Origin of the sequence: Ectothiorhodospira marina (assembly GCF_900109495.1) — a bacterium.
In the GTDB taxonomy this organism is placed as follows: domain Bacteria; phylum Pseudomonadota; class Gammaproteobacteria; order Ectothiorhodospirales; family Ectothiorhodospiraceae; genus Ectothiorhodospira; species Ectothiorhodospira marina.
Genome location: NZ_FOAA01000011.1, coordinates 98,257 through 121,035, shown reverse-complemented (window position 1 = coordinate 121,035; position 22,779 = coordinate 98,257). Strand labels below are relative to the sequence as shown.

Here is a 22,779-nt window from a genome sequence, read left to right as displayed (position 1 = left end):
CGCTTTCCAATAGAGCACGGCCAGTGGCGCGCTCAAAGTGGGCTCCTGCTGCCACGGTTGTCGCCTTCGCGGGGCGTTGGGTAGCAGGCCGTCAGTTTCACTCGTCGAAGGCCAACTCGCCCTGCTCCCAGACTCCAGGATTTTCAGCGACACCGGCAACCGGCACCAGGGCACTCATGCGCACACCCAGCAGTCGCAACGGCCGATCCAGAGGCGCCCGGCGCAGGCACTCCCGGCTGGCGACCAGCAGATCCGCCTGCGCATCAATGGGCTCGCGCAGCGTGTGGTCCCGGGTCAGTGTGCGACACTCGCTCTAGCGCGGCACAATCCTGGGCACGCTATGCAGGCCCCAAAAACGAGTTCTGCCCTCTGCGCCCACCCCAGCTTCCGACCCTTCACGGCACCACAAAAATCCATCAGAACAGCCTGTGAACATTGTGAAATCACCGGCTCCGGATACGTTTCCATTCGAGGATCTCGACGCACCTTTGGGGTATCCTCATCATGGCCCCATTCATTACACCGGATGATCCAGACCGCCTATCTCCATGACCCATCACGACAACAGCTACAAGCTGCTCTTCTCTCACCCACGCATGGTTCGCGACCTGCTGACCGGCTTCGTCAAGGAAGCCTGGGTGGAACAGCTCGATTTCACCAGCCTGGAGAAGGTCAGCGGCTCCTATGTGACCGACGAGCTGCGCGATCGTGAGGATGACATCATCTGGCGCATCCGCTGGGGAGGAGACTGGCTCTATGTATACCTGCTGCTGGAATTTCAAAGCAGCGTGGACCGGTTCATGGCGGTGCGCATCATGAGCTATGTGGGACTGCTCTACCAGGACCTGATCCGCCAGAACAAACTGACGCCCAGCGGCAAGCTGCCGCCTGTCCTGCCGGTGGTGCTCTACAATGGAGAGGAACGCTGGCGTGCGGCACCTGATATCGCCGATCTGGTCGAACAGGTACCGGGAGGATTGGAGCGCTACCGCCCTGCCCTTGGCTATCTCCTGCTGGACGAGGGGGCCATCGTCAACGACCCGGCCTGGTCGGAGCCGGCACGCAATGCGGTCGCCGCCCTCTTCCGGCTGGAGAACAACCGTGACGAGCAGGAAATGCTCAATGTCCTGGGCAAGCTGGTCGACTGGCTCAAGGCACCCGAGCAGACGGGCCTGCGCCGGGCCTTCGTGGTCTGGATACGGCGCGTGCTGCTCCCCCATCGGGCACCCGGCATGGAGTTGCCCGAACTGAACGATTTACAGGAACTGCATGAGGTACACACCATGTTGGCTGAACGCATCAAGAAATGGCCGGAACGCTGGCGCCAGGAGGGGCTTGAGCAAGGCACTCGTCGCATGCTGGCCCGTCTGATCGTCAAGAAGTACGGCGCGATCCCCACATGGGCGCAGACCCGGCTCGACCAAGCCGGCCCCGACCAACTGGAAACCTGGGCTGACGCCATCCTGGAGGCAGAGACGCTTGAAGCCTTGCTGAGCGAAACGCCCAGACACTGAGTTCCATCGTACCCTTGTACGGGATCGTGATCAGACCGCATCCGTCCGGGATAATCGCCACCAATATGCCGGTGAAGAGGAGTTGATGGTCGCTGAGGGCGAACAAGAGGAGTTATGGCGGTTACGTGAAGAAAACGCTCGCCTCAAGGATCTACTGAGCCGCCATGGCATCCCATGCCACAAACCCAGAGTGAAATGCAGCGACTGCAGTCACCGTCAACTGTTGCCGGTGACCGATCAGGTCATCTATGACCACCTGGCCGGAAGGCAAACCATCGGCGTCTACCCGCTCCTGAGCAATGACCGCTGTTTCTTTCTTGCGGCTGACCTCGATGGGCCCGACTGGCGGGAAGATGCCAGGGCGTTCATGCATACCTGCCAGGATCTGGGTCTCCCGGCCGCACTAGAAATATCTCGATCGGGGAACGGCGCTCATATCTGGATCTTTTTTGCCGAGCCGATTCCAGCCCGCGAGGCCAGGCAACTGGGGGCTGCCCTGATCAGTCACACCTGTCACCGCACCCGGCAGTTGTCGTTGGCCAGCTACGACCGTCTCTTCCCCAATCAGGACACCATGCCCAAAGGTGGCTTCGGCAACCTGATCGCACTGCCCCTGCAGAAACAACACAGGGATCTGGATCGCAGTGTGTTCGTGGATGAACACCTGCAACCCTATCCGGATCAGTGGGCCTTTCTGGCATCCGTGCAACCCATGTCCCATCAGGACATGGAGAAGGCCCTCCTGCGGGCCAGCGACGGTCGCAACCCGCTGGATGTGGCCTTCACCTCAGAGGAAGAAGAGAGCGCACCCTGGGAACGCCCCTCTTCGACACCCTCCCTGATGAGCGGCCCACTACCGGACTCGCTCCCGCTGGTACTGGCCAACCAGATCTTCATCGCCAAGGCAGACCTGCCACAACCCCTGGCCAATCGACTGATCCGCCTCGCCGCCTTCCAGAATCCGGAATTCTACAAGGCGCAGTCCATGCGCCTGCCAGTGTGGAACAAACCGCGCATCATCGGCTGCGCAGAGAATCTCCCCCGGCATGTAGCCCTCCCGCGCGGCTGCCTTGAAGCTGTGCTGGCCCTATTGCAACAGAACCAGATCCATCCAGAGTTGCAGGATGAACGCCTTGCCGGGCAGAAAGTGAAGGCCAGGTTCACCGGCACCTTGCGCCCGGATCAGAAGGCAGCCATGCGGGAGATGATCCAACACGAATTCGGCGTACTCTGTGCGCCGACGGCCTTCGGCAAGACCGTGACTGCCGCCGCCATGATCGCCCGGCGAAAGGTCAGCACCCTGGTACTGGTGCATCGCACGGAATTACTCCGTCAGTGGCAAGAGCGTCTGGGCGGATTCCTGGATCTTCCCAAAGGGGGACTGGGTGTCATTGGCGGGGGCAAGAAAAGGCCCTCTGGCCAGATCGACATCGCCGTCATGCAATCACTGACACGCCGTGAAGACCTGGGCGAGTTCCTGGACCAGTACACCCAGATCATCATTGATGAATGCCACCACCTGTCAGCCTTCTCCTTCGAGTCGATACTCAAGCAGGCCAGGGCGAAATACGTGGTGGGTCTGACGGCCACCCCCGTTCGACGCGATGGCCATCACCCCATCATTTTCATGCAGTGCGGCCCCATCAGGCACACCGCCAGCAGACCCGAAACGGGTCCAAAAAGGCTCGAAGTCTGGCCGAAAATGCTACCCGCACCGGAACTGGCGCCAGACTCCCCCATACAGGACGTATTCCGCACCCTGATCACTGATGATGCACGCAACCGGTGCATCGCTGAGGATGTGCTGGCCGCCTACCGGGAAGGACGCAAAGTGCTGGTGCTCACCGAGCGAACAGACCATCTGCCGTTATTGCGGGGGGCATTGGGGAATGAAATCGAACATGTTTTCGTGCTGCATGGCCGCCTGTCGAGGAAACAGCGCACGGCGGTGTTTGCCGAACTGGAATCACTGGACGAATCCACGCCCAGGGTATTGCTGGCCACCGGTCGCCTGATCGGTGAAGGCTTCGATCATCCGCCGCTCGATACCCTGGTACTGGCCATGCCCATCTCCTGGAAAGGCACCCTGCAGCAATATGCCGGGCGCTTGCACCGAGAGCATGCCGAAAAAAGGGATGTGCGGATCCACGACTACGCCGAGATCGATCAGCCCCAGCTCGCCCGCATGTGGGCCAGGCGCCAGCGAGGGTATCGGGCCATGGGGTACGAATTGAAAACGACTTTGATGGCGGCTGCCGGGCACGCGGATGAAAAGTGGAACGCCCAATGTTCCACAAGAGCATGACGACATATAGGGATCACCAAATATGGCAGGACGTATACCACGTTCCAACCCCAGCAGGTGATGCCTACGTGAAATTCACTCTTCGCTCTGACGGAGCTATTGTGATTTCATTCAAGAGGCGATAGTGATGACCAATCGAACCTGCACACTTTGCGAAACCGGGCAGATGAATCTCGAAACACGCACTGTGAAGGCCAGCCTGGACGGGCTCACCCAAGAGGTGGGCAACGTACGCGGTTGGTTCTGTGACCAGTGTGGGGAGATCGAGTTTTGGGCAAGCTGGTCGACTGGCTCAAGGCACCCGAGCAGACGGGCCCGCACCAGGCCTTCGTGGAATGAATACGGCGCGTGTTGCTCTCCCAGCGGGCACGCCGAAATAACGGTTGGAGGTAGCAGGACCGTCGAAGGCCACCAGCACATCGACATCACTGCCACTGTGAAGTGGTATCACGGGCTGTGGAGCCGAACAGGGCCAGCCGGGTCACGCCGAAACGGGCCTGCAACTCAGGCTTGCTGCGGCTCAGCAGGTCAAGGGCACACTGTCTGTCCATCGCTCAGCCTCCAAGGGCGGGCTCAGTGCGCACCACATCCCTCGGACACCAGATCGCCGCATCCTCATCACCCAGGGGCACTGTGCGCCCGGCGCTGGTAGGTGTCCAGGCGGCATCGATGGCAAGGATTGTCTGGCACGGATTCATGACATTATTTCGATGGTCGTCCACGACACCCATGTACGGTCGGGCGTCGTGTTCCGCCATCAGTTCCTCTGCGATCGCAGCCGACCTCTCTTGGGTTTAACCTGGTCGAACAGGCGCTGTGTTGAGCGAGCCGGCCTATCGCACGCAGTGTGATCCAATCTGGTCAGCAGCATGAAGATCCAGCGCGCTGCGCAGATGGGCCACCAGGTCCGCCTGCTCCCCAGGATCGTAAGGCTGCGGATCACCGTGCCCCCAGACCGGCCCCGGCCAGGCGGGATCACCCGTGTGGCGCCCCACCACATGCCAGTGCAACTGGGGCACCAGATTACCCAGCGTCGCAAGGTTGGTCTTTTCAACGCCGGGCAGGAGTGACAGCACACGGGCACACTCGGCAAGCACCCCGTCCACCGCCATGCGCTGACCCGGCGCGAGTTCCCACCACTCGCGGAAGCAGCCCATCGCCGGGATCACCAGCAGCCAGGGATAGCGCGCGTCCCGAAACAGCCTCACCAGGCAGCCATCCCGCGTTCCCACTGCCACGCTGTCCGCCTCCAGACGTTCATCCAACTCGAACACGGCGATTCCTCCTGTCGACCCACATCGCACGCAGGATACATGCAGTTGGTCGATCCGGCCGCAGTATGGATCGCTTGGATGTGAGCGTCCTTACCAGAAGACAGGATCATTGAGCGCCGGGATACAGCGCGGCGCCTCCTTGAAAGGCACCATCTCCCCACCCGTCAGGGATTGTCCCACCCAGCCTTCGGGCTGCTTCAATTCAAAGGGCGCCGGGGCCAGCGACTCGGTGATGGGCTTGAAGCCGACACGCGAATAGTAGCTCGGATCACCATAGGTCAGGACCACGTCAACCCCGGCGTTCCTCAGCGCTTCCAAGCCATGGGCCAGGAGTTTCTGGCCGACACCCTGCCCCTGCCACTCGCTCGCAACGGCCACCGGCGCAAGGATGAACACGGACCGGTCATCCTGATCGTAGGTCAGCCGGGAAAAGATCGCCCCGCCAACAATGGCTCGATCCATCTCGGCGAGGAAGACATGCAGATCCGGCTCGGCGGTGTCGGCCATCTGATGGCGGACCAGATTGCCGATCAATGCGCCCTCCTCCGCGCCCTCGGCGCGGGCAAAGGTTGCATGGAACAGATCAATGATGTCCTGCTCCCGCCCTTTGAATGCTTGCGAAAATTTCATGGGTGGCTCTCCTTCAGGTCTCCTCCCCATCAACACGGCAATCACAGCTCCCGAAGCGGCAGTCGGCGCCCGAAAAGATGCAGCGCCTGTGCCCGGCCGTGGCCGTCACGGACAAAATAGCCGGTCACACCCGGCAGGGGCCCGTCCACGAACACGTACCGATCCGCCTGGCCGCTCACAAGTTTCACCTGCAGCGTGGTTGGGTGGGACGACGGCACGTCATCCTGCTCAAACATCTGGGCGAGCATCTCCGGATCATTGTGCAGGGTGAATACCAGATCACCGGCCTCGCCGAGGGTGACCCGGCAATGTTGGCCGGCTCGGCGGAGCTGGACTATGCGGCTGAACGGGGCGAACCCACCGGTTGGTCCTCCACCTTGCCCACAAAGGCCTGCAGGTGCGGATCATAGACCGAACCCACCACCACGTTGCCCGTTGAGGCACGCGCGTCGCTGGGTGGCGTGGTCAGGGTGGTCTGGTATGCCGCGCCCGCCGGCACATAGGTCTGCAACAGATGATCCCACTCGGAGCTAATGGCCTGGCCCGTGGTGGCGATGATCATCGTGGCGGTGCCGGCAATGAGGCTGTTTTTCAAGGTCAGGGTTTTCATGGTCATTCTCCTTCCAATCGCGGTTTCGGATCTCATCCCAAGGCGGTGTTGCCGTGTACCTTGAGCTTGATTTCAGAATAGGCCGCGTCACCCCTGACCAACATTCGGATGAATACCTACAGTGTTAATACTTAGGGACGCCGCCCATGACTGAGACGTCCGTTCAGTTGATGCGTGGAGCGCCTTGCCGATGCAGACCACCTGCTCATGGACCAAGGCCTGGGGTGTCCGGTGGGTCCTGACGACCCGGTCAGAGCGCCCCGCCGCAACTGGAACCCTGGCCGGCCGTGCACCCATAGCAATGATCCGCAACCGTGATGGATGCGCCCTCCAGGTCCCGGTGGATCACCTCCCGCAGATGGGTACGCTGCCGTGTGCCAGCCCCCAGGGGAAGGCGCAGCATCTGGTTGAAATCGCAATCGTACACGTAGCCCTGCCAGTCCACGCTGAGCAGGTTTCGGCACATGAGGCCTGCCAGGTTCTCATCCCGATAGGCGTCCTTCAGGAGCATCATGTAGGCCTCGTACTGACCGTTCTTGCGAAGCTGCTTTGCAAAACGGTGAATGGGCATGTTGGTGATGGCAAACAACCCGTTGAATACGATGCCATGGTCCCGCGCCAGGTGATCCTTGTAGTCGGCTTCCAACTGCGCCTGCGGGGGCGGCAGATCAGGCCCCAGCGGGTTATAGACCAGGTTGAGCACCAGGTCGCTGCCGGGTTGTCCGTAGCCCGCGGCGTTCAGTTGCCGCAGGCCTGCCAGGCTCTGCTCGAAGACACCCTCGCCGCGCTGGGTGTCCACATGATCCTGGGTGTAGCAAGGCAGGGAGGCCACCACCTCCACCTGGTGGGCCGCCAGAAAGGCCGCCAGATCGTCCTGGCCCGGCTGCTCCAGCACCGTGAGATTGCAACGGTCCATCACATGCACCCCCATCCCCCGCGCCTGCTCCACCAGGTAGTGAAACTGAGGGTTCAACTCCGGCGCACCGCCAGTAAGGTCGAGGGTGTGAATCCCGGCACCGCGAAGATAATCAAGCACCAGATCGGCAGTGGTGCGATCCATCTTCTCCCGACGATTGGGCCCTGCATTCACATGGCAATGAAAGCAGGTCAGGTTACAGACATAGCCCACGTTGACCTGCAGGGTTTCCAGCCGCCCACGCCGGATGGCCGGGAAGGTGGTGGATTGCGTTTTTTGCAGAATGGCGCTCATGGAATCTCCTTCGTGGCCGGCCCTGCGGCGGTCAAGTCGTGCATTCCTCCCAGTGCCCTGGGAGATGGCGCAGATCATCGGGCTCGTCGATGTCCCACAATGCGGGTTGCTCACTCAGGGACCACCCCAATGCGTGAATGCGTTCACGGGTCTGTTGGGCGACCCGGGGGGTGCTCCAATCGATCCCCTCGAAGAGGGTCGAATGAAAACGACTCAGGGCCAACGCCGCATAGCCCCCGTCGGCCACGGGGGTCATGACGGCATCATGGGTGACCAGGGCCACTGCCATGGCACGCAGACGATCCTGGGTGAGCCCGGGACAGTCGGTGCCCATGACGATCACCCCTTGTCCGCGGGACAGCACCCGCGCGGCACCCCGGGCGAGGCGCGCACCCAGATCGCCCTCTCCCTGAGGTCCGGTGGCCAGGCGCGGGGGCATCGGGATATCGGCCCAGGCACCGGCCCCATCCGGCGTTCTCAACAGGGTCACCGGGCCAAGGCTGGCGCCCAGGGCCTCGTGGATGGCATGGTTCAGAAGACGCTCGGCCAGCACCGCCGCCCCCTGGGGGCCCAGCGCCGGGATGAGACGGGTCTTGGCCAGACCGGCACGGGGAGCCTTGGCAAAGATCAGGATATGCGTTTCGGGGGGCATGGCGTCCTGTCTCATCCCTGGTCATTGTAGCGTTGTGCCAGGGTGTGGGCTGGCGTACCGCGCCAGTATGACCAACGCAGGTGCCACATGAGCAGGATGGTCCGCCACACCCCGTTCTGTTCCCAGCGTCGTCCCGAGGTGGTCACTCGCATCCGCAGGCAACGGGGGGTCGTGATCCGCCCGAGTCGGCGACTGATCTCGATGTCTTCCATCAAGGGCTGATCCGGAAAGCCGCCCACCGCATCGAAGAATTCACGCCGCATGAACAGGGCCTGATCGCCGGTGGCAATCCCGGTGAGACGCGAGCGTTGGTTCATGAGTGCCGCCACCAGGGGGAGCAGCACACGGCTGCGCCCACGAATACGGACATTGAAACGTCCCCAGCCGGAACGGCCCTTCAGGGCATCGAGTACCCGAGCGTCGGCGCCCATGGGCAGGTGGGTATCGGCGTGCAGGAACAAGAGGACCGGTGCCCGGGTCGCCGCTGCGCCGGCATTCATTTGACGGGCCCGCCCGGGTGCCGAGATGATGATCGGCAGTCCAAGGCCCTCGGCCACGGCCACCGTGTCATCCAGGCTCCCGCCGTCCACCAGGAGGATTTCGGTGTCCTCGGCCACTGCGGCACCCAGGTTTCGGGCCAGGGACGGCAGATTGGCGGCCTCATTCAGGACCGGCACGATCACGGCCAACGCCTGCCCGGTCACAATGGGTCCTCGTGGCGCGCTGGTGCATCCTCCGCCCGGCGATTGATGGGATAGCTGTGAGCGGGGTCCTGCTGGCGTTCATCGCGGCCGTGGTGACCCTGGGCGTGCTTTATCGGGATGCTGCGGGTCAAGCACCCAGAAGCCGGCGAGCCAGCACGGACTGCATGTCCCGGCGACCATCGGCGATCAAGTAAATAACGACCCGGTCGCCCAGGACGCGATAGATCACACGGTAGGGTTTGAACCCCGTCTGGCGGTAATCCTTGATGCCCAGCGCCATGAGCTCCTTCGGATAGCTCCCGCGCTCCGGAAACTCGACGAGCCCCTCCACCACCTCCAGCAAGCGGTTGAGCACATGGTTCGCGTGGTCCGGGCCATCGAACTCGCAGATGTAGTCGTAAATGGACTCCAAGTCCTGCTCTGCGCCTTGCGCAAGCAGAACCGCGTAGCGCGTCGGCCTGTCGGCCATCAGACCGCGGTCCGCTTCGCACGCAGACGCGCCACCACATCGCCGACCGGCTTAAGGCGACCGGCCTCGACGTCCTGCTGGCCGAGCGCCAGGATCTTCAGAAGGGCTAAGGTCTCCTGCGTTTCCTCGAAGGAGGCAACGTCCTGCAGCACAGCCTTGGCTTCCCCGTTCTGCGTGATGACCAAGGGTTCCCGGTTTTCGGCAAGGTGGGTCAGTACCTCGGCGGCATTGGCCTTGAGGTAGCTGATGGGCTTGACTTGGGATGAGTAGCGCACGGCTCTGCTCCTGAAATAATCGGACCTAATATAGTCTTTTATCAGTCTCCTCACAACCTGCTGCGTAGCGGCGCACTCAGCCAGCCAAGACCCACACGGTCTTGCTCCGGTCGCAGCCTGGGCCAGTCCCCTCCAAGCTCATCGCCGGGGCGGAGGACGGCGATCAGGGTCTGGATTACATGTATCTCACCCATTACGGGTATCTCACCCATCACGGGCGAGTGGCCGATCTACCGCCCCTTTGTCTGTCACCGTATGAGGGCAAGACCGGGCAAAGGCGCGGTCCTTGCGCACTCCGGGACCTGTCAGCCCCGTGCCTTGGCCTCGATCCGGCGCCGGTGCAGCACCGGCTCCGTGTAGCCGTTGGGTTGCTCGCGACCCTTGAAGACCAGATCACAGGCCGCCTGGAAGGCCACCGAAGCATTGAAGTCGGCCGACATGGCGTGATAGGTGGGGTCAGCGGCGTTCTGCTCGTCCACCACCTGGGCCATGCGCTTGAGGGTCTCCACCACTTGGGCCTCACTGCAGATACCGTGGTGCAGCCAGTTGGCGATATGCTGGCTGGAGATGCGCAGGGTGGCCCGGTCCTCCATGAGGCCCACGTTGTTGATGTCGGGCACCTTGGAACAGCCCACACCATGATCGATCCAGCGCACCACATAACCCAGAATGCCCTGGGCGTTGTTGTCCAGCTCCTGCTGAATCTCCTCGGCGCTCCAGTGGGGATCGGCCTCCACCGGGATGGTGAGGATATCCTCCAGCCGGGCGCGGCGTTGGCCCGCCAGCTGGGCCTGCACATCCGCCACCTTCACCTGGTGGTAATGCAGGGCGTGCAGCGTGGCCGCCGTGGGCGATGGCACCCAGGCGGTGTTGGCGCCCGATTTGGGATGCCCCACCTTTTGCTTGAGCATGTCGGCCATCAGGTCCGGCATGGCCCACATGCCCTTGCCGATCTGGGCGTGTCCCTTGAGGCCACAGGCCAGACCCACATCCACGTTCCAGTCCTCATAGGCCTGCAACCAGCGGGAGTTCTTCATGGCGGCCTTGCGGATCATGGGGCCGGCCTCCATGGAGGTATGCATCTCGTCCCCGGTGCGATCCAGGAAGCCGGTATTGATGAAGACAATGCGCTCCTTCACCTCACGGATACAGGCCTTGAGGTTCAAGGTGGTGCGCCGTTCCTCGTCCATCACCCCCACCTTCAGGGTGTTGCGGGGCATGCCCAGGGCATCCTCGATCTGCCCGAACAGCTCATTGGTGAAGGCCACCTCTTCGGGACCGTGCATCTTGGGCTTGACGATATACACCGAACCGGTGCGGGAGTTGCGCAGCCCGGTGGTCTTGTTCAGGTCGTGCAGGGCGATCAGGCTGGTGATCATCCCGTCCAGGATGCCCTCGGGGACCGGCTGTCCCTCCTTGTCACGCACGGCATCGATGGTCATGAGGTGCCCCACGTTGCGCACGAACATGAGCGAGCGACCCTGCATCACCAGGCGGCCGCCTTCGGGCGTGGTGTATTCCCGGTCCGGGTGCATGGACCGCTCCACACTGCGTCCACCCTTATCGAAGGTGGTGGACAAGTCAGCCTTCATGAGGCCCAGCCAGTTACGGTAGACCTCCACCTTGTCCTCAGCGTCCACCGCAGCCACCGAGTCCTCGCAGTCCATGATGGCGGTCAATGCTGCCTCCATGAGCACATCCTTGATGCCGGCGGAATCGGTCTTGCCGATGGGATGCGCGGCATCGAACTGGATCTCGAAGTGGATGCCGTTGTGCTCCAGGAGCAGCGCCTTGGGGGCCGAGGCCTCACCCTGGTAGCCCTTGAACTGCCCCGGGACCTTCAGGCCGGTCTCGCTGCCGTCGGCGCAGGTGACCCGAAGCACGCCGTCCACCACGGCATAGCCCTTGGAACCGACATGGCTGCCCTGTTGCAGGGGGGCCGCATCGTCCAGGAAATGCCGGGCGAACTCCACCACCTTGGCGCCACGCCGCGGGTTGAACTCTGACCCGCGCTCGCAGCCATCCGCATCGGCAATGGCGTCGGTGCCGTAGAGGGCATCATACAGGCTGCCCCAACGGGCGTTGGCGGCATTCAGGGCATAGCGGGCATTCATGACCGGCACCACCAACTGCGGTCCGGCCTGACTGGCCACTTCGGCATCCACATGGGCCGTGGTGACCTGGAAGTCCTCGCCTTCGGGCAGCAGGTAGCCGGACTCCCGCAGGAAGTCCTGATAGGCCTGCATATCCACGGGGCCAGGATGCGCCTTGTGCCAGTCGTCAATGGACGCCTGTAGGGCGTCGCGCTTCTCCAGCAATGCACGGTTCCTGGGGGCCAGATCATGAACCATCCGGTCCAGGCCACCCCAGAAGGCCTCGGCAGAGACGTTCGTGCCCGGCAGGGCCTCCCGGTTGATGAAATCGTGCAGTTGGGCGGCAACCTGCAACTGACCCGCCGTGACGTACTCGCTCATATGCTGTCCTCTGCTTGCTTAAGGCTGGGGCTTTCAGGGTGACGACTGGATGACCACCAGCGTCCCCTCGGGCATGGTGTCGAACAGTTCTATCACATCCGCATTGGTCATGCGCACGCAGCCCTCCGAGGCGGGCTGACCGATCAGACCTTCCTCGTCGGTGCCATGAATATAAATATAGCGGGAGAAGGAATCGATCCCCTCCCCTCGGTTCACGCCGTCCTCCAGCCCTTCCAGCCAGAGAATGCGGGTGGTGACGAAGTCCTGGGGAGTACGCTCAGGCGCGGTGACAATCGGCGTGATCTGACCCGTGTTCTCGCGGGCCCGGAACACCGTGCCCCTGGGCGCGCCGTCGCCAAACTTGCTGTGGATCCGATGCACGCCCAGTGGGGTGCGCAGGCTGCCATCCTCATTGCCAATGCCAAAGCGGGAGGTGGAAATCGGATATTCCCGCTGAATCTCTCCCTGCCGGATCAGGTAGAGCCGCTGTTCATCAATGCGCACCACGGCGACCGGATCGGCCACGAAGAATTCGGGGAAATCCGACTGCAGTCGCTTGAGGACAGGTTGATACCACGGCGCCATCTCATGCTCCCTATCGAAGGTTTCCACATACCAGCCCGCGCCCGCCATCGGGCCAAAGGCAAGCAGACACAGAGCCAGGATGGCCATGATGCGGAGGCGATTCAACACGGCATCAGGCGTTGTTATACAGATCCAGGTTGGCGTATTCGCGTTCCTTTTTCTTCTTGGCCAGATCATTGCGACGCTCTTCCAGATGGGCCAGGTAATCACGACTGACCTGGGTGACATATTCCCCCGTGAACACCGAACAATCAAAATTTTCCAGACGCGGATTGCCCTTGCGCACGGCGCCCACCAGATCTTCCAGATCCTGATAGATCAGACGGTCGGCGGCCACCGCCTCACAGACCTCGTCCTCGCTGCGCCCATGAGCAATGAGTTCCTGTGCGGCCGGCATGTCGATGCCATACACGTTGGGATACCGTACCGGCGGCGCGGCGGAGGCAAAGTAGACCTTACGGGCCCCGGACTCCCGGGCCATCATGACGATCTCGCGGGAGGTGGTGCCGCGCACGATGGAGTCATCCACCAGCAGCACATTCTTGCCCTTGAACTCCAGGCCAATGGCATTGAGTTTCTGGCGTACCGACTTACGTCGCTGGGTCTGACCCGGCATGATGAAGGTGCGGCCGATGTAGCGGTTCTTGATGAAGCCTTCCCGATACTTCACGTTCAGTTCATGGGCCATCTCGATGGCTACGGTGCGCCCGGTGTCCGGTATGGGGATGATCACATCGATGTCGTGGTCCGGCCATTCCCGCAGGATCTTCTTGCCCAGTCGCGTTCCCATGCGCATGCGTGCCCGATGCACGACCACATCGTCGATGACCGAGTCGGGGCGGGCAAAATACACATACTCGAAGATGCAGGGTGAAAGTGTGGCCTGTTCGGCGCAATGACGGGTGTGTACCGTACCATCCATCTCGATGTAGACCGCTTCCCCCGGATCCAGATCCCGCACCAGGTCAAAACCCAGGGTGTCCAGGGCCACGCTTTCCGAGGCCACCATGTATTCGGGTCCTTCCGGGGTTTCCCGCCGCCCGAATACGACCGGACGGATACCATGGGGATCCCTGAAGCCCAGCACCCCCCGACCTGCCACCATGGCCACCACGGCATAGGCCCCCTGGCAGCGACGATGCACGCCTCGCACGGCGTTGAAGATCTCATCCTGAGTCACCGCCAGGCCATCATGACGAATCAGCTCCTGGGCCAGCACGTTCAGCAGGATTTCGGAATCCGACTCGGTATTGATATGGCGTCGATCCTCAAGGAAGAGTTCGCGCTTGAGGTCACTGGCGTTGGTGAGGTTGCCGTTGTGCCCCAGGGTGATGCCGTACGGGGAGTTCACGTAAAATGGCTGGGCCTCGGCAGATGACGCGCTGCCGGCGGTGGGGTAACGCACATGACCAATCCCCATAGGGCCGGTCAGGTTGCGCATATGCTGCTCATGGAAGACATCCCTGACCAAGCCGTTGTCCTTGCGCAAATGCAGGTGGCCTTCCAGGTCACAGGTCACGATGCCGGCCGCATCCTGCCCCCGGTGCTGCAATACCAACAGGGCGTCGTACAGCGCCTGATTGACAGGGCTGCGACCGACGATTCCGACGATTCCGCACATGGGAAGGCCTCTTGAAGATTCAAAAAGAGCGGGGGAACCCGATCCGGGGGTCAATCCCCAAAGGAGAAGTTCTCTGCGATATCCTGGGGCAGGAAGTCACGCATCCATAGCGCGATACGTTCAAATTGGGGTAATAGCTGGCTTTCCTGCCACCAGGGTTCCTGGGGCACGACGGTCAGGCCCGCCATCAGCACCACCACGGCCACGATGGCCACGCCACGCGCCAGGCCGAAAACGGCGCCGATGCTTCGATCCGTGCCGGACAAACCGGTCTTTTTTACCAACTGGCCCGCCAGCATATTCACCACCCCACCCATGATCAGGGTGAGAATGAAGAGGATGGCAAAGGCGATCCCCACCAACAACGTCGGATCTTCGATTCCCAGGGGGAGGTATTCGGATAAAGGTGCCGAGTAGGTCAGCGACACCAGGAAAGCCAGCACCCAAGTGGCCACCGAAATGGCCTCCTTGATGAACCCCCGAAACAGGCTGATCACCGCCGAGATGGCGATGATGGCCACGATAACCAAATCGATCCAGATCATTGTCGTAATGATTGCAGAAGCATGACCGGGATTTTAACAAAGATCGACGGCACGAATGGCCCTTTGCCCGAAAAATAACCCGGTCACGGATGGGTGACAACGATGCCCGCCAGCGCCTGCTCCTGCTGGAGCCGCGTTTTGAGGCCCTGGGCAGCTCGCCGCTCCAGTTCCGGGCCCACCTTCACACGAAAGAGCGATCGCCCTTCCGCCTCAGTGCGTTCCACGAAGGCCGGGAATCCGGCCTGTCTGAGGCGCTCCGTCTCGGCCCGGGCGTTGGATTCCTGACTGAAACTGCCCACCTGCACCACCCAGCCACCGGACACTGGCGTGCTGCCAGGCTGGGGACGGGCTGACGGGCGGGATTCCGTCGCCGGTGCCTCCGGCTGCGACGCGGCATTATCCGGCAAGGGACGTGCCTGAGGCTCACGCACCGAGTCGGGCGCCGGGGCCTGAAGCATCCTCGGCGTGGACACCTCGGGTGCCACGGTGCGGGGCGCCGCGGCAGACGGGCGGTCAAACACCGGCTCCGGGGGTATGGCCCGTTTGGCATCCAGACGGGCCTCTCGTCCGGCGCCATCCAGCAGCATGGGCAGGAAGATCACAGCCAGGGCCACCAGCACGGTAGCGCCCAACAGGCGTTGTTTCAGGGGTGCTTCCACGGGTTGGCCATCATCTCACAAGCCCTGGGCCGGCACCCTGTCCTTCAGGCAAGGGAGCCGGCCCGTGGGCGCTGCCGCCAGAAACGGCGTGTTACTGGTTCAGGGCCCGCAACATCCAGGCGGTCTTTTCATGAACCCGCATGCGATCCGACACCAACGCGGCGGTGGATTCGTCGTCGGCCGCTTGCGCCACCTTGAGCACCTCACGGCAGCATTTGACCACCTTCTCGTGACTGTCGGTGAGGATGTCCACCATTTCCCGACCCGCAGGCACGTTCTCCACCTCTTCGATGGAACTCAGGGAGGCCAACTGCTTGTAGGTGCCTGGTGCCACCACATCCAGGGTGCGGATACGCTCGGCAATATCATCCACGGCGGTTGCCAGCTCTGTGTAGTGTTCCTCGAACATCAGATGCAGTTCGCGGAACTGCGGCCCCACCACGTTCCAGTGGAAGTTGTGGGTCTGCAGGTACAGGGTGTAGGAGTCAGCCAGCAGGCGCTTGAGGCCCTCGGCAATGCTGAGTCTGTCCTGTTCGTTGATACCGATATCGATCTTGCTCACTGCGTTGTGCTCCTTCGTTCTGCTTAATGGACGGACAAAATGGGTGAGTCGAGCACCCTCACACCCAAGAGGTATGGGCGATTCAGGCGCTCTTCAAGGTCGTATCGACCCAGGGGAACGGTGCCTGTAGCACTGCGGCCACGGTATGAAAGGACCCGAACACGATAATGCGGTCCGCCGGCCCCGCCTGCAACAGGGCAGCCTGACAGGCCTCCACAACGCTGGACGCGATATGCACCGGGGCCTCACCCTCCAGGTGGGCGGCCAACGCTTCAGGTGCCAAGGCCCGGGGCAGGTCCAGCGCCCCCAGATACCAGGCGTCCATCAGTGGCCTCAAGGGCTCCAGGATCCCCGGAACATCCTTGTCGGCCATGACCGCCATCACCGCCAGGGTGCGACCCTCCACAGGCGCATCCGCCAAGTGTGCCCCCAGGGTACAGGCACCCTGGGGATTGTGGGCCACATCCACCCATACTGCCGGCGCCTGCCGGAGGCACTGATACCGCCCCATCAGTTGCGCCTGGGCGATCCCCTCGCGCACCGCCTGCTCGGTCAGGGGGACCTGATCCTCCAGCAGCAAGGCGGCGGTGAGGGCCGTAGCTGCATTACCACGCTGAATCGAACCGGCCAGGCCCGGTGGCGGCAGCGACGGCAGCGTCATTCCCATACCGTGATAATCCCACACCCCATCGTCGCTCACGGGGCCCACGTGAAAGTCGCTCCCGGCCAGGGCCAGGGGGGTGTTCAGGTTCGCCGCATGCTCCAGCAGGCGAGACGGGGGGTTCATATCACCACAGACCGCCGGCTGTTCGCTACGAAAGATACCTGCCTTCTCAAAACCGATGGCTTCCCTGTCCTCCCCGAGCCAGCTTTGATGATCGATACCCACCGAGGTCACCACGGCCACATGGGCATCCAGGATATTCACCGCATCCAGGCGACCACCCAGCCCCACTTCCAGCAGGATCACATCCATGGCCTGGCGGCGGAAAAGCCACAGGGCAGCGAGGGTGCCAAACTCGAAGTAGCTCAGACTGATCGTATCCCGAGCCCGATCGACGGCAGCAAAGGCCTCGCACAGAAGCCCATCCTCCACGGGAACCCCTGCCAGACGGATGCGCTCGTTGTAGCGCAATAAATGGGGAGAGGTGTAAACGCCCACACGATAACCCGCCGCCCGGTAGATGGCCTCCAGGAACGCCACGGTGGATCCCTTGCCATTGGTGCCCCCCACGGTGATCACCGGGGCGGAAGCAGGCCGCAGCCCCATCAGGTCCGCTACGCGCCCTACCCGGTCCAGCCCCAGATCAATGGGACGGATATGAAACCGCTCCTGCCAGTCCAGCCAGTCTGCCAGGCTATCAAAACGCGGCGGGGGTACGTCGGTTTCGCTCATGAACTGGCCGGCCCCTGTCCCGCCTTCTCCGGCTCCAGGGAGGCATCGCCCAGGCCCTCGGGGGGTTGCTGAGCCGCCTGCTCTGAAACCGGTTCCTCGTCGAAGGCCTCGGCCTCGGGGAGCGGCTGGCCGGGCCGGTGTGTCAGCAGGCAAAGGAGCGATGACAGACGGTTACGCATCTCACGTCGGTCAATGATCATGTCGATGGCACCGTGTTCCAGCAGGAACTCGGAGCGCTGAAAGCCTTCCGGCAGGGTTTCGCGTACCGTCTGCTTGATCACCCGCGGACCGGCAAAACCGATCAGGGCTCCGGGTTCCGCGGCGTTGATGTCCCCAAGCATGGCCAGACTGGCGGACACACCCCCCATGGTGGGATCCGTCATCACCGAGACGTAGGGCAAACCTGCCGCGCGCAACCGCGCCAGGGCGGCACTGGTCTTGGACATCTGCATCAGCGAAAACAGGGCCTCCTGCATGCGCGCCCCGCCACTGGCCGAAAAACACACCATGGGAATGCCTTGCTCCACAGCGGTGTTCACACCGCGCACAAAGCGCTCGCCCACCACCGAGCCCATGGATCCCCCCATGAAATTGAAGTTGAAGGCCGCGGCCACCACGGGCACGTCCCGTACCGTACCCTGCATGACCACCAGGGCATCCTTCTCGCCCGTGGTCTTCTGGGCCGCCTGGAGACGATCCTTGTAGCGCTTGCTGTCACGGAAGCGCAGCATGTCCACGGGCTCGATCTGGGCACCGATTTCCTCGCGCTCGCCGGCGTCCAGGAAGGTCTCCAGGCGACGTCGCGCATTCATGCGCATGTGGAAGCCACACTTGGGGCAGACATCCAGGCTGCGCTCCACCTCAGGGCGGTACAAGGTCGCCGAACAGCCATCGCAGCGCAGCCAAAGGCCCTCGGGTACGGCACGCTTGTTGGTGGCCTCGGTGCGGATCCGGGAAGGGACGAGTTTTTCAAACCAGCTCATGGGCGTTGGTCATCCTGTTGGATCAATGATCGGCACGGTTGCGTGGCGACCGTGAAGACAATGGCGTGTTCCATCAGGCCTGCTGGGAGGCATCCATGGCCTGGCGCATCTCTCCCAGCAGGCTTGCCACGGCGGCACGACCCGCCGGCAGATCCTGGGTGTTGGCGGCCAGCAACTTGACCAGGGCACTGCCCACCACCACGGCGTCGGCCACACGGGCCACACAGGCAGCGGTGGAGGCATCACTGATACCAAAGCCCACGCCCACCGGCAGATCCGTGTGCTGGCGGATCAAGGAGAGCTTCTCCGCCACTGCGTCCACATCCAGGCTCGCAGCCCCGGTCACCCCCTTGAGGGATACATAGTAGACAAAACCGGAGGCCGCTCCGCAAATGGCTTTGATACGGGCCTCGTGACTGGTGGGCGCCAGCAGAAAGATGGGGTCGATGCCGTTCGCGGACAGGGTCTGCACCAGATCGCCGCCCTCCTCGGGGGGCAGATCCACGGTCAGCAGGCCATCCACGCCGGCCTCGGCCGCCTCTCGGGCAAAGGTCTCATAGCCCATGATTTCCACGGGATTGAGGTAGCCCATCAACACCACCGGCGTGGTGGTATTGTCACGGCGGAACTCACGCACCATGCCGAGCACACCGCGCAGGCTCACATGGTGCTTCAAGGCCCGCTCGCAAGCCTGCTGGATCACCGGGCCGTCGGCCATGGGATCGGAGAACGGCACTCCCAGCTCGAGGATGTCGGCACCGGCCTCTACCAGCTCATGCATCAGCGGCACGGTGTTGGCAGGCTCCGGATCACCGGCAGTCACGTAAGGGATCAAGGCCTTGCGGCCCTGGGACCTGAGAGATTCGAAACGGGCGGCAATGCGGCTCACAGTTCGATGCCCTCCATGCGGGCCACGGTATTGATGTCCTTGTCACCACGACCGGACAGGTTGACGATGATCCCGCCATCGGCGCGAACCTGGGGCGCCAGCTTGATCACCTGAGCAATGGCATGACTGGTTTCCAGGGCCGGGATGATGCCCTCGGTGCGCGTCAGGCGGTGGAAGGCAGACAAGGCCTCATCATCCGTGACGGAGACGTATTGCACCCGTCCGACATCCTTGAGCCAGGCATGCTCCGGACCTACACCGGGATAATCCAGACCGGCCGATACCGAATGGGTTTCGGTGATCTGACCGTCGACATCCTCCATCAGGTAGGTGCGATTGCCATGCAGCACGCCCGGTTTGCCAGCACACAGGGGGGCGGAGTGACGACCCGTCTCGATACCGTCTCCCGCCGCCTCGACCCCGTACATGGCCACATCGGCATCATTCAGGAAGGGGTGGAACAGACCGATGGCGTTGGAGCCACCCCCTACGCAGGCCACCAGGGCATCGGGCAGTTCGCCGGTGGCCTCGAGATACTGGGCCCGGGCCTCGCGACCAATCACCGACTGGAAATCCCTCACCATGGCCGGATAGGGGTGCGGACCGGCCACGGTGCCAATGATGTAGAAGGTATTGTCGACGTTGGTCACCCAGTCGCGCATGGCCTCGTTGAGGGCATCCTTGAGGGTGCGTGAACCGGAGGACACGGGCACCACCCTGGCCCCCAGCAGGCGCATGCGATACACGTTGGGCGACTGGCGCTGGATGTCATCAGCGCCCATGTAGACCACGCATTCCAGCCCCAGGCGCGCCGCCACGGTCGCCGTGGCCACACCGTGCTGTCCGGCACCCGTCTCGGCAATGATGCGGGTCTTGCCCATGCGCTTGGCCAGTAGTGCCTGGCCGATGGTGTTGTTCACCTTGTGGGCGCCGGTGTGATTCAGGTCCTCGCGCTTGAGGTAGACCCGGGCGCCACCCAGTTCACGGGTGAGCCGTTCTGCCAGATACAGGGGGCTTGGGCGACCCACGTATTGAGCCAGGTCGCGATCCAGTTCAGCCAGGAACTCCGGGTCCTTGAGATAACGTTGATAGGCCTCCCGGAGTTCTTCCAGGGGCTCCATCAGGGTCTCGGAGACAAACTGGCCACCATAGGGCCCAAAATGCCCACGGGCATCCGGGAAGGCGCGCCAGTCAGGCGTCTGTTGGGGTTTGCTCACGGTCGACACGTCGTACCTCGCTGATGAATCGGATCATGCGTCGGGCATCCTTCACGCCCGGTGACGACTCCACGCCACTGCTCACATCCACGGCCCAGGGACGGGTTTGTCTGACCGCCTCGGCCACGTTGTCCGGATGCAGCCCGCCGGCCAGCACCAATGACCGTTGAATTCCCGTGGGCCATCGGCCCCAGTCGAAAGCCTGCCCGGTGCCACCGGCCTGCCCGGCGCCATGACTGTCCAGCAAAAAACCCTGGGCTCCGACATAACGCCCCATGAAGGCATCCGGCGTCTCGGGCCCGGCCATGGGGACCGCCTTGAGATAGGTGCAGCCAAAGGACTCGCAATAATCCGGCGGTTCGCTGCCATGAAACTGCAGCACATCCAGGGGCACATGGGCCATCACCTGTCGCACCTGTTCGGCATCCGCATCCATGAACAATCCCACTCGCGTCACGAAGGGGGGAACGGCCCGCGCCACAGTCAATGCCCGCGCCGCATCGATGGCCCGAGGGCTGCGATCGTAAAAGACCAGACCGATGGCATCGCAGCCGGCCTGGGCCGCCGCCCGGGCATCCTCGGCGCAGGTAATGCCACAGATCTTGATACGGGTACGCATGACTGCCTGGGTTGCTGAACAGGACCCACAAGGTTACCAGAAATCCTGTCCCGGGATCAGCCGTGGCCACGGAGGGATCGCCTGGGACAGGCATATGACCATGACCGCGCTCAGGCGTACTCAGGGACGATGGCAGGCGGATGCAGGTCGAAGTGATCTTCGTAACCCACCTGCACCAGATAAAGACCATCCGGCGGGGCCGTGACGCTCGCCTGGGAGCGGTCGCGCGCCGCCAGCACCTCAGCGATCCAGTCGGGCGGATACTCTCCTCGACCGATGGCCATCAAGACCCCGGCGATATTGCGCACCATGTGGTGCAGGAAGGCATTGGCACGAATATCCATATGGATGAAATCGCCGCGCCGATGCACCGACACCTCCTGTACCGTGCGTATGGGTGTGCGGGCCTGGCATCCCTTCGCACGAAAACTGGAGAAATCCTGCTCACCCAGCAAGTGCGGCACGGCCTCAGCCATCAGGGCTGCATCCAGAGGTCTGTGAATCCACGTGACCCTTCGGCGCAGGATGGCGGGACGGGTCAGGCGATTGAGAAAGATGTAGCGATAACGACGCCACCGCGCCGAGAAACGGGCATGAAAGTCCGCAGGCATGGGCCGCACCCATTGAAAGCTCAGTTCCGGGGATAAATGGCTGTTACCCCCCAGCAGCCAGGCTCGCGGATCGCGCACCGCCCGGGTGTCGAAATGGATGATCTGCCCCGTGGCGTGTACACCTGCATCCGTGCGTCCGGCACAGGTGACGTGGATGGGCTCGTCCGCCACCCGGGAGAGGGCTTTTTCTACCTGGGCCTGCAGGGTGCGGGCCTCTCTTTGGGTCTGCCAGCCACGAAATCCGGAGCCATCATATTCGATGCCTATGGCCAGGCGCTGCAAGGTCTCAGTCATGGGTCACCGTGGTCAAGAAAAATCAGAGCCATCCGCTCGCATCAAGGTCCGGCGGCCAGCAAGACCAGGGGCAGGATCACCAGGGCCATGCCGAGCCAGTCCCGCCATCCTGGTGCCGCCATGGGGGTCAGATGAATGGGTTCCAGCGGCGCTTGATGCGCCTGGTTGAGCACTCCCTGGAAAAGACCGGCAGCACGCTCGCCCAAACCTTGCAATCGCGCACCCAGACTCCGTGGTGCCCCCTGAACACTGCCCCGTGCCTCCCGGGCCAGCAGTCCGACATGGGGCAGGGCCTCCAGGGTCAGCACCAACCGCACCGCAAATCGCTCTCGCGGAAACCCCAGGAGAGCCAGGGGCCGGGTGAGCCAGAGCAGACCCTTTACCAGCTCATCCCGCCGGGTCGTCTCCAGTAACCAGACCACCGCACCCACGGCCAGTACCAGGACCAAACTGCGCTGCAGCCCCAGCACCAGCCCCTCCCGGCTGGGCAATAGCTCTCCGGCCAGGGGAAGCAGTGGCGTCCCGGGAGTGAACCAGCCAAACACCAGAATGATGGATACAAAAAACCACTTGAGCCGCCCCACCATGGTCACGAAACGGTCAATTCCTTGCCCACCCAGGTACCAAAGACCAAGCGCCACCCAAACACATCCACCGGCCAGTACCGCCGGAACGGCTCGG

Annotated in this window: 28 protein-coding genes and 1 pseudogene; 4 read left to right on the top strand and 25 right to left on the bottom strand. The window is 62.8% G+C overall.

Going from position 1 to position 22,779, the window contains the following annotated elements; genetic code table 11:
• Nucleotides 1–97: 97 nt before the first annotated feature.
• Nucleotides 98–298, bottom strand: coding sequence for a DinB/UmuC family translesion DNA polymerase (locus BMY52_RS15870; RefSeq protein ID WP_090254158.1), 201 nt, complete (start codon nucleotides 296–298; stop codon nucleotides 98–100).
• A gap of 250 nt (nucleotides 299–548) precedes the next feature.
• Here BMY52_RS15870 and BMY52_RS10510 point away from each other — a divergent pair, with 250 nt between their 5' ends.
• The 4 genes and pseudogenes from BMY52_RS10510 to BMY52_RS15865 form a co-directional block, all read left to right on the top strand.
• Complete coding sequence (locus tag BMY52_RS10510) at nucleotides 549–1,514, top strand: Rpn family recombination-promoting nuclease/putative transposase (RefSeq protein WP_090254156.1); 966 nt, start codon at nucleotides 549–551, stop codon at nucleotides 1,512–1,514.
• Nucleotides 1,515–1,599: 85 nt separating this feature from the next.
• Nucleotides 1,600–3,819 (top strand): TOTE conflict system archaeo-eukaryotic primase domain-containing protein, encoded by a 2,220-nt coding sequence (locus tag BMY52_RS10505; RefSeq protein ID WP_090254155.1) that lies wholly within the window; start codon nucleotides 1,600–1,602, stop codon nucleotides 3,817–3,819.
• Nucleotides 3,801–3,944: a type II toxin-antitoxin system MqsR family toxin gene (locus BMY52_RS10500; protein WP_090254153.1), complete on the top strand. Its 144-nt coding sequence runs from the start codon at nucleotides 3,801–3,803 to the stop codon at nucleotides 3,942–3,944. The genes BMY52_RS10505 and BMY52_RS10500 overlap by 19 nt, the downstream gene beginning before the upstream one ends.
• A 2-nt stretch (nucleotides 3,945–3,946) precedes the next feature.
• Nucleotides 3,947–4,078, top strand: a pseudogene (locus BMY52_RS15865) (YgiT-type zinc finger protein); the annotation flags it as partial.
• Nucleotides 4,079–4,244: 166 nt separating this feature from the next.
• Here BMY52_RS15865 and BMY52_RS15860 read toward each other — a convergent pair.
• From BMY52_RS15860 to BMY52_RS10380, 24 genes are all read right to left on the bottom strand, one after another.
• A complete protein-coding gene (locus tag BMY52_RS15860; protein ID WP_281244081.1) occupies nucleotides 4,245–4,370 on the bottom strand; it encodes a nucleotidyltransferase family protein in 126 nt (41 codons plus the stop codon).
• 3 nt (nucleotides 4,371–4,373) lie between these two features.
• Entirely contained in the window at nucleotides 4,374–4,577 is a 204-nt protein-coding gene (locus BMY52_RS15200) for a hypothetical protein (protein WP_143050469.1), read from the bottom strand.
• Nucleotides 4,578–4,652: 75 nt separating this feature from the next.
• Entirely contained in the window at nucleotides 4,653–5,093 is a 441-nt protein-coding gene (locus tag BMY52_RS10485) for an HIT family protein (RefSeq protein WP_218140423.1), read from the bottom strand.
• Between the two features lie 90 nt (nucleotides 5,094–5,183).
• Nucleotides 5,184–5,723, bottom strand: a complete 540-nt coding sequence (locus tag BMY52_RS10480; RefSeq protein ID WP_090254151.1) for a GNAT family N-acetyltransferase — start codon at nucleotides 5,721–5,723, stop codon at nucleotides 5,184–5,186.
• Between the two features lie 41 nt (nucleotides 5,724–5,764).
• Nucleotides 5,765–5,971: a hypothetical protein gene (locus BMY52_RS10475; protein WP_177169931.1), complete on the bottom strand. Its 207-nt coding sequence runs from the start codon at nucleotides 5,969–5,971 to the stop codon at nucleotides 5,765–5,767.
• 86 nt (nucleotides 5,972–6,057) lie between these two features.
• Nucleotides 6,058–6,333, bottom strand: coding sequence for a hypothetical protein (locus BMY52_RS10470; protein ID WP_090254150.1), 276 nt, complete (start codon nucleotides 6,331–6,333; stop codon nucleotides 6,058–6,060).
• 250 nt (nucleotides 6,334–6,583) lie between these two features.
• Entirely contained in the window at nucleotides 6,584–7,543 is a 960-nt protein-coding gene (arsS, locus tag BMY52_RS10465) for an arsenosugar biosynthesis radical SAM (seleno)protein ArsS (RefSeq protein ID WP_090254149.1), read from the bottom strand.
• 31 nt (nucleotides 7,544–7,574) lie between these two features.
• Entirely contained in the window at nucleotides 7,575–8,195 is a 621-nt protein-coding gene (locus tag BMY52_RS10460) for a TIGR04282 family arsenosugar biosynthesis glycosyltransferase (protein ID WP_090254178.1), read from the bottom strand.
• Nucleotides 8,196–8,206: 11 nt separating this feature from the next.
• Nucleotides 8,207–8,884, bottom strand: coding sequence for a TIGR04283 family arsenosugar biosynthesis glycosyltransferase (locus BMY52_RS10455; RefSeq protein WP_245740781.1), 678 nt, complete (start codon nucleotides 8,882–8,884; stop codon nucleotides 8,207–8,209).
• Between the two features lie 142 nt (nucleotides 8,885–9,026).
• Entirely contained in the window at nucleotides 9,027–9,368 is a 342-nt protein-coding gene (locus tag BMY52_RS10450) for a type II toxin-antitoxin system RelE/ParE family toxin (protein WP_090254147.1), read from the bottom strand.
• The gene (locus BMY52_RS10445; protein ID WP_090254146.1) at nucleotides 9,368–9,643 is read right to left on the bottom strand and encodes a type II toxin-antitoxin system Phd/YefM family antitoxin; all 276 of its coding nucleotides are present in this window, start codon (nucleotides 9,641–9,643) and stop codon (nucleotides 9,368–9,370) included. The genes BMY52_RS10450 and BMY52_RS10445 overlap by 1 nt, the downstream gene beginning before the upstream one ends.
• A 305-nt stretch (nucleotides 9,644–9,948) precedes the next feature.
• A complete protein-coding gene (locus BMY52_RS10440) occupies nucleotides 9,949–12,117 on the bottom strand; it encodes a malate synthase G (RefSeq protein ID WP_090254145.1) in 2,169 nt (722 codons plus the stop codon).
• Nucleotides 12,118–12,150: 33 nt separating this feature from the next.
• Entirely contained in the window at nucleotides 12,151–12,702 is a 552-nt protein-coding gene (locus tag BMY52_RS10435; protein ID WP_245740780.1) for a L,D-transpeptidase, read from the bottom strand.
• Between the two features lie 112 nt (nucleotides 12,703–12,814).
• Nucleotides 12,815–14,323, bottom strand: a complete 1,509-nt coding sequence (purF, locus tag BMY52_RS10430) for an amidophosphoribosyltransferase (protein WP_090254144.1) — start codon at nucleotides 14,321–14,323, stop codon at nucleotides 12,815–12,817.
• Nucleotides 14,324–14,373: 50 nt separating this feature from the next.
• On the bottom strand, nucleotides 14,374–14,868 hold the full coding sequence (locus tag BMY52_RS10425; protein ID WP_090254142.1) for a CvpA family protein: 495 nt from the start codon (nucleotides 14,866–14,868) through the stop codon (nucleotides 14,374–14,376).
• Nucleotides 14,869–14,951: 83 nt separating this feature from the next.
• A complete protein-coding gene (locus BMY52_RS10420) occupies nucleotides 14,952–15,527 on the bottom strand; it encodes an SPOR domain-containing protein (RefSeq protein WP_245740775.1) in 576 nt (191 codons plus the stop codon).
• A gap of 91 nt (nucleotides 15,528–15,618) precedes the next feature.
• Nucleotides 15,619–16,089: a Dps family protein gene (locus tag BMY52_RS10415; protein ID WP_090254139.1), complete on the bottom strand. Its 471-nt coding sequence runs from the start codon at nucleotides 16,087–16,089 to the stop codon at nucleotides 15,619–15,621.
• A gap of 82 nt (nucleotides 16,090–16,171) precedes the next feature.
• Entirely contained in the window at nucleotides 16,172–17,485 is a 1,314-nt protein-coding gene (gene folC, locus BMY52_RS10410) for a bifunctional tetrahydrofolate synthase/dihydrofolate synthase (protein ID WP_090254138.1), read from the bottom strand.
• Nucleotides 17,482–18,468 carry an acetyl-CoA carboxylase, carboxyltransferase subunit beta gene (accD, locus tag BMY52_RS10405; protein WP_090254136.1) on the bottom strand — a complete coding sequence of 329 codons (987 nt, stop codon included), beginning with the start codon at nucleotides 18,466–18,468 and terminating at the stop codon, nucleotides 17,482–17,484. Before accD ends, folC begins: the two co-directional genes overlap by 4 nt.
• A gap of 73 nt (nucleotides 18,469–18,541) precedes the next feature.
• Nucleotides 18,542–19,357: a tryptophan synthase subunit alpha gene (gene trpA, locus BMY52_RS10400; RefSeq protein ID WP_090254135.1), complete on the bottom strand. Its 816-nt coding sequence runs from the start codon at nucleotides 19,355–19,357 to the stop codon at nucleotides 18,542–18,544.
• Nucleotides 19,354–20,574: a tryptophan synthase subunit beta gene (gene trpB, locus BMY52_RS10395; protein WP_090254133.1), complete on the bottom strand. Its 1,221-nt coding sequence runs from the start codon at nucleotides 20,572–20,574 to the stop codon at nucleotides 19,354–19,356. Before trpB ends, trpA begins: the two co-directional genes overlap by 4 nt.
• Nucleotides 20,549–21,193: a phosphoribosylanthranilate isomerase gene (locus BMY52_RS10390; RefSeq protein WP_090254131.1), complete on the bottom strand. Its 645-nt coding sequence runs from the start codon at nucleotides 21,191–21,193 to the stop codon at nucleotides 20,549–20,551. Before BMY52_RS10390 ends, trpB begins: the two co-directional genes overlap by 26 nt.
• Before the next feature lie 110 nt (nucleotides 21,194–21,303).
• The gene (gene truA, locus BMY52_RS10385; RefSeq protein WP_090254130.1) at nucleotides 21,304–22,098 is read right to left on the bottom strand and encodes a tRNA pseudouridine(38-40) synthase TruA; all 795 of its coding nucleotides are present in this window, start codon (nucleotides 22,096–22,098) and stop codon (nucleotides 21,304–21,306) included.
• Nucleotides 22,099–22,139: 41 nt separating this feature from the next.
• Nucleotides 22,140–22,739, bottom strand: a complete 600-nt coding sequence (locus tag BMY52_RS10380) for an energy-coupling factor transporter transmembrane component T family protein (RefSeq protein WP_338018681.1) — start codon at nucleotides 22,737–22,739, stop codon at nucleotides 22,140–22,142.
• Between the last annotated feature and the right edge of the window lie 40 nt (nucleotides 22,740–22,779).

Coding starts and splice junctions, on each gene's coding strand:
- arsS (WP_090254149.1), bottom strand. CDS start 7,543: ATGAGCGCCATTCTGCAAAAAACGCAATCCACCACCTTCCCGGCCATC.
- BMY52_RS10505 (WP_090254155.1), top strand. CDS start 1,600: ATGGTCGCTGAGGGCGAACAAGAGGAGTTATGGCGGTTACGTGAAGAA.
- BMY52_RS10435 (WP_245740780.1), bottom strand. CDS start 12,702: ATGGCGCCGTGGTATCAACCTGTCCTCAAGCGACTGCAGTCGGATTTC.
- BMY52_RS15200 (WP_143050469.1), bottom strand. CDS start 4,577: ATGGCGGAACACGACGCCCGACCGTACATGGGTGTCGTGGACGACCAT.
- BMY52_RS10390 (WP_090254131.1), bottom strand. CDS start 21,193: ATGCGTACCCGTATCAAGATCTGTGGCATTACCTGCGCCGAGGATGCC.
- purF (WP_090254144.1), bottom strand. CDS start 14,323: ATGTGCGGAATCGTCGGAATCGTCGGTCGCAGCCCTGTCAATCAGGCG.
- BMY52_RS10510 (WP_090254156.1), top strand. CDS start 549: ATGACCCATCACGACAACAGCTACAAGCTGCTCTTCTCTCACCCACGC.
- BMY52_RS10470 (WP_090254150.1), bottom strand. CDS start 6,333: ATGAAAACCCTGACCTTGAAAAACAGCCTCATTGCCGGCACCGCCACG.
- BMY52_RS10475 (WP_177169931.1), bottom strand. CDS start 5,971: ATGCTCGCCCAGATGTTTGAGCAGGATGACGTGCCGTCGTCCCACCCA.
- BMY52_RS10450 (WP_090254147.1), bottom strand. CDS start 9,368: ATGGCCGACAGGCCGACGCGCTACGCGGTTCTGCTTGCGCAAGGCGCA.
- BMY52_RS10480 (WP_090254151.1), bottom strand. CDS start 5,723: ATGAAATTTTCGCAAGCATTCAAAGGGCGGGAGCAGGACATCATTGAT.
- BMY52_RS10460 (WP_090254178.1), bottom strand. CDS start 8,195: ATGCCCCCCGAAACGCATATCCTGATCTTTGCCAAGGCTCCCCGTGCC.
- accD (WP_090254136.1), bottom strand. CDS start 18,468: ATGAGCTGGTTTGAAAAACTCGTCCCTTCCCGGATCCGCACCGAGGCC.
- truA (WP_090254130.1), bottom strand. CDS start 22,098: ATGACTGAGACCTTGCAGCGCCTGGCCATAGGCATCGAATATGATGGC.
- BMY52_RS10425 (WP_090254142.1), bottom strand. CDS start 14,868: ATGATCTGGATCGATTTGGTTATCGTGGCCATCATCGCCATCTCGGCG.
- BMY52_RS15860 (WP_281244081.1), bottom strand. CDS start 4,370: ATGGACAGACAGTGTGCCCTTGACCTGCTGAGCCGCAGCAAGCCTGAG.
- BMY52_RS10440 (WP_090254145.1), bottom strand. CDS start 12,117: ATGAGCGAGTACGTCACGGCGGGTCAGTTGCAGGTTGCCGCCCAACTG.
- folC (WP_090254138.1), bottom strand. CDS start 17,485: ATGAGCGAAACCGACGTACCCCCGCCGCGTTTTGATAGCCTGGCAGAC.
- BMY52_RS10500 (WP_090254153.1), top strand. CDS start 3,801: ATGTTCCACAAGAGCATGACGACATATAGGGATCACCAAATATGGCAG.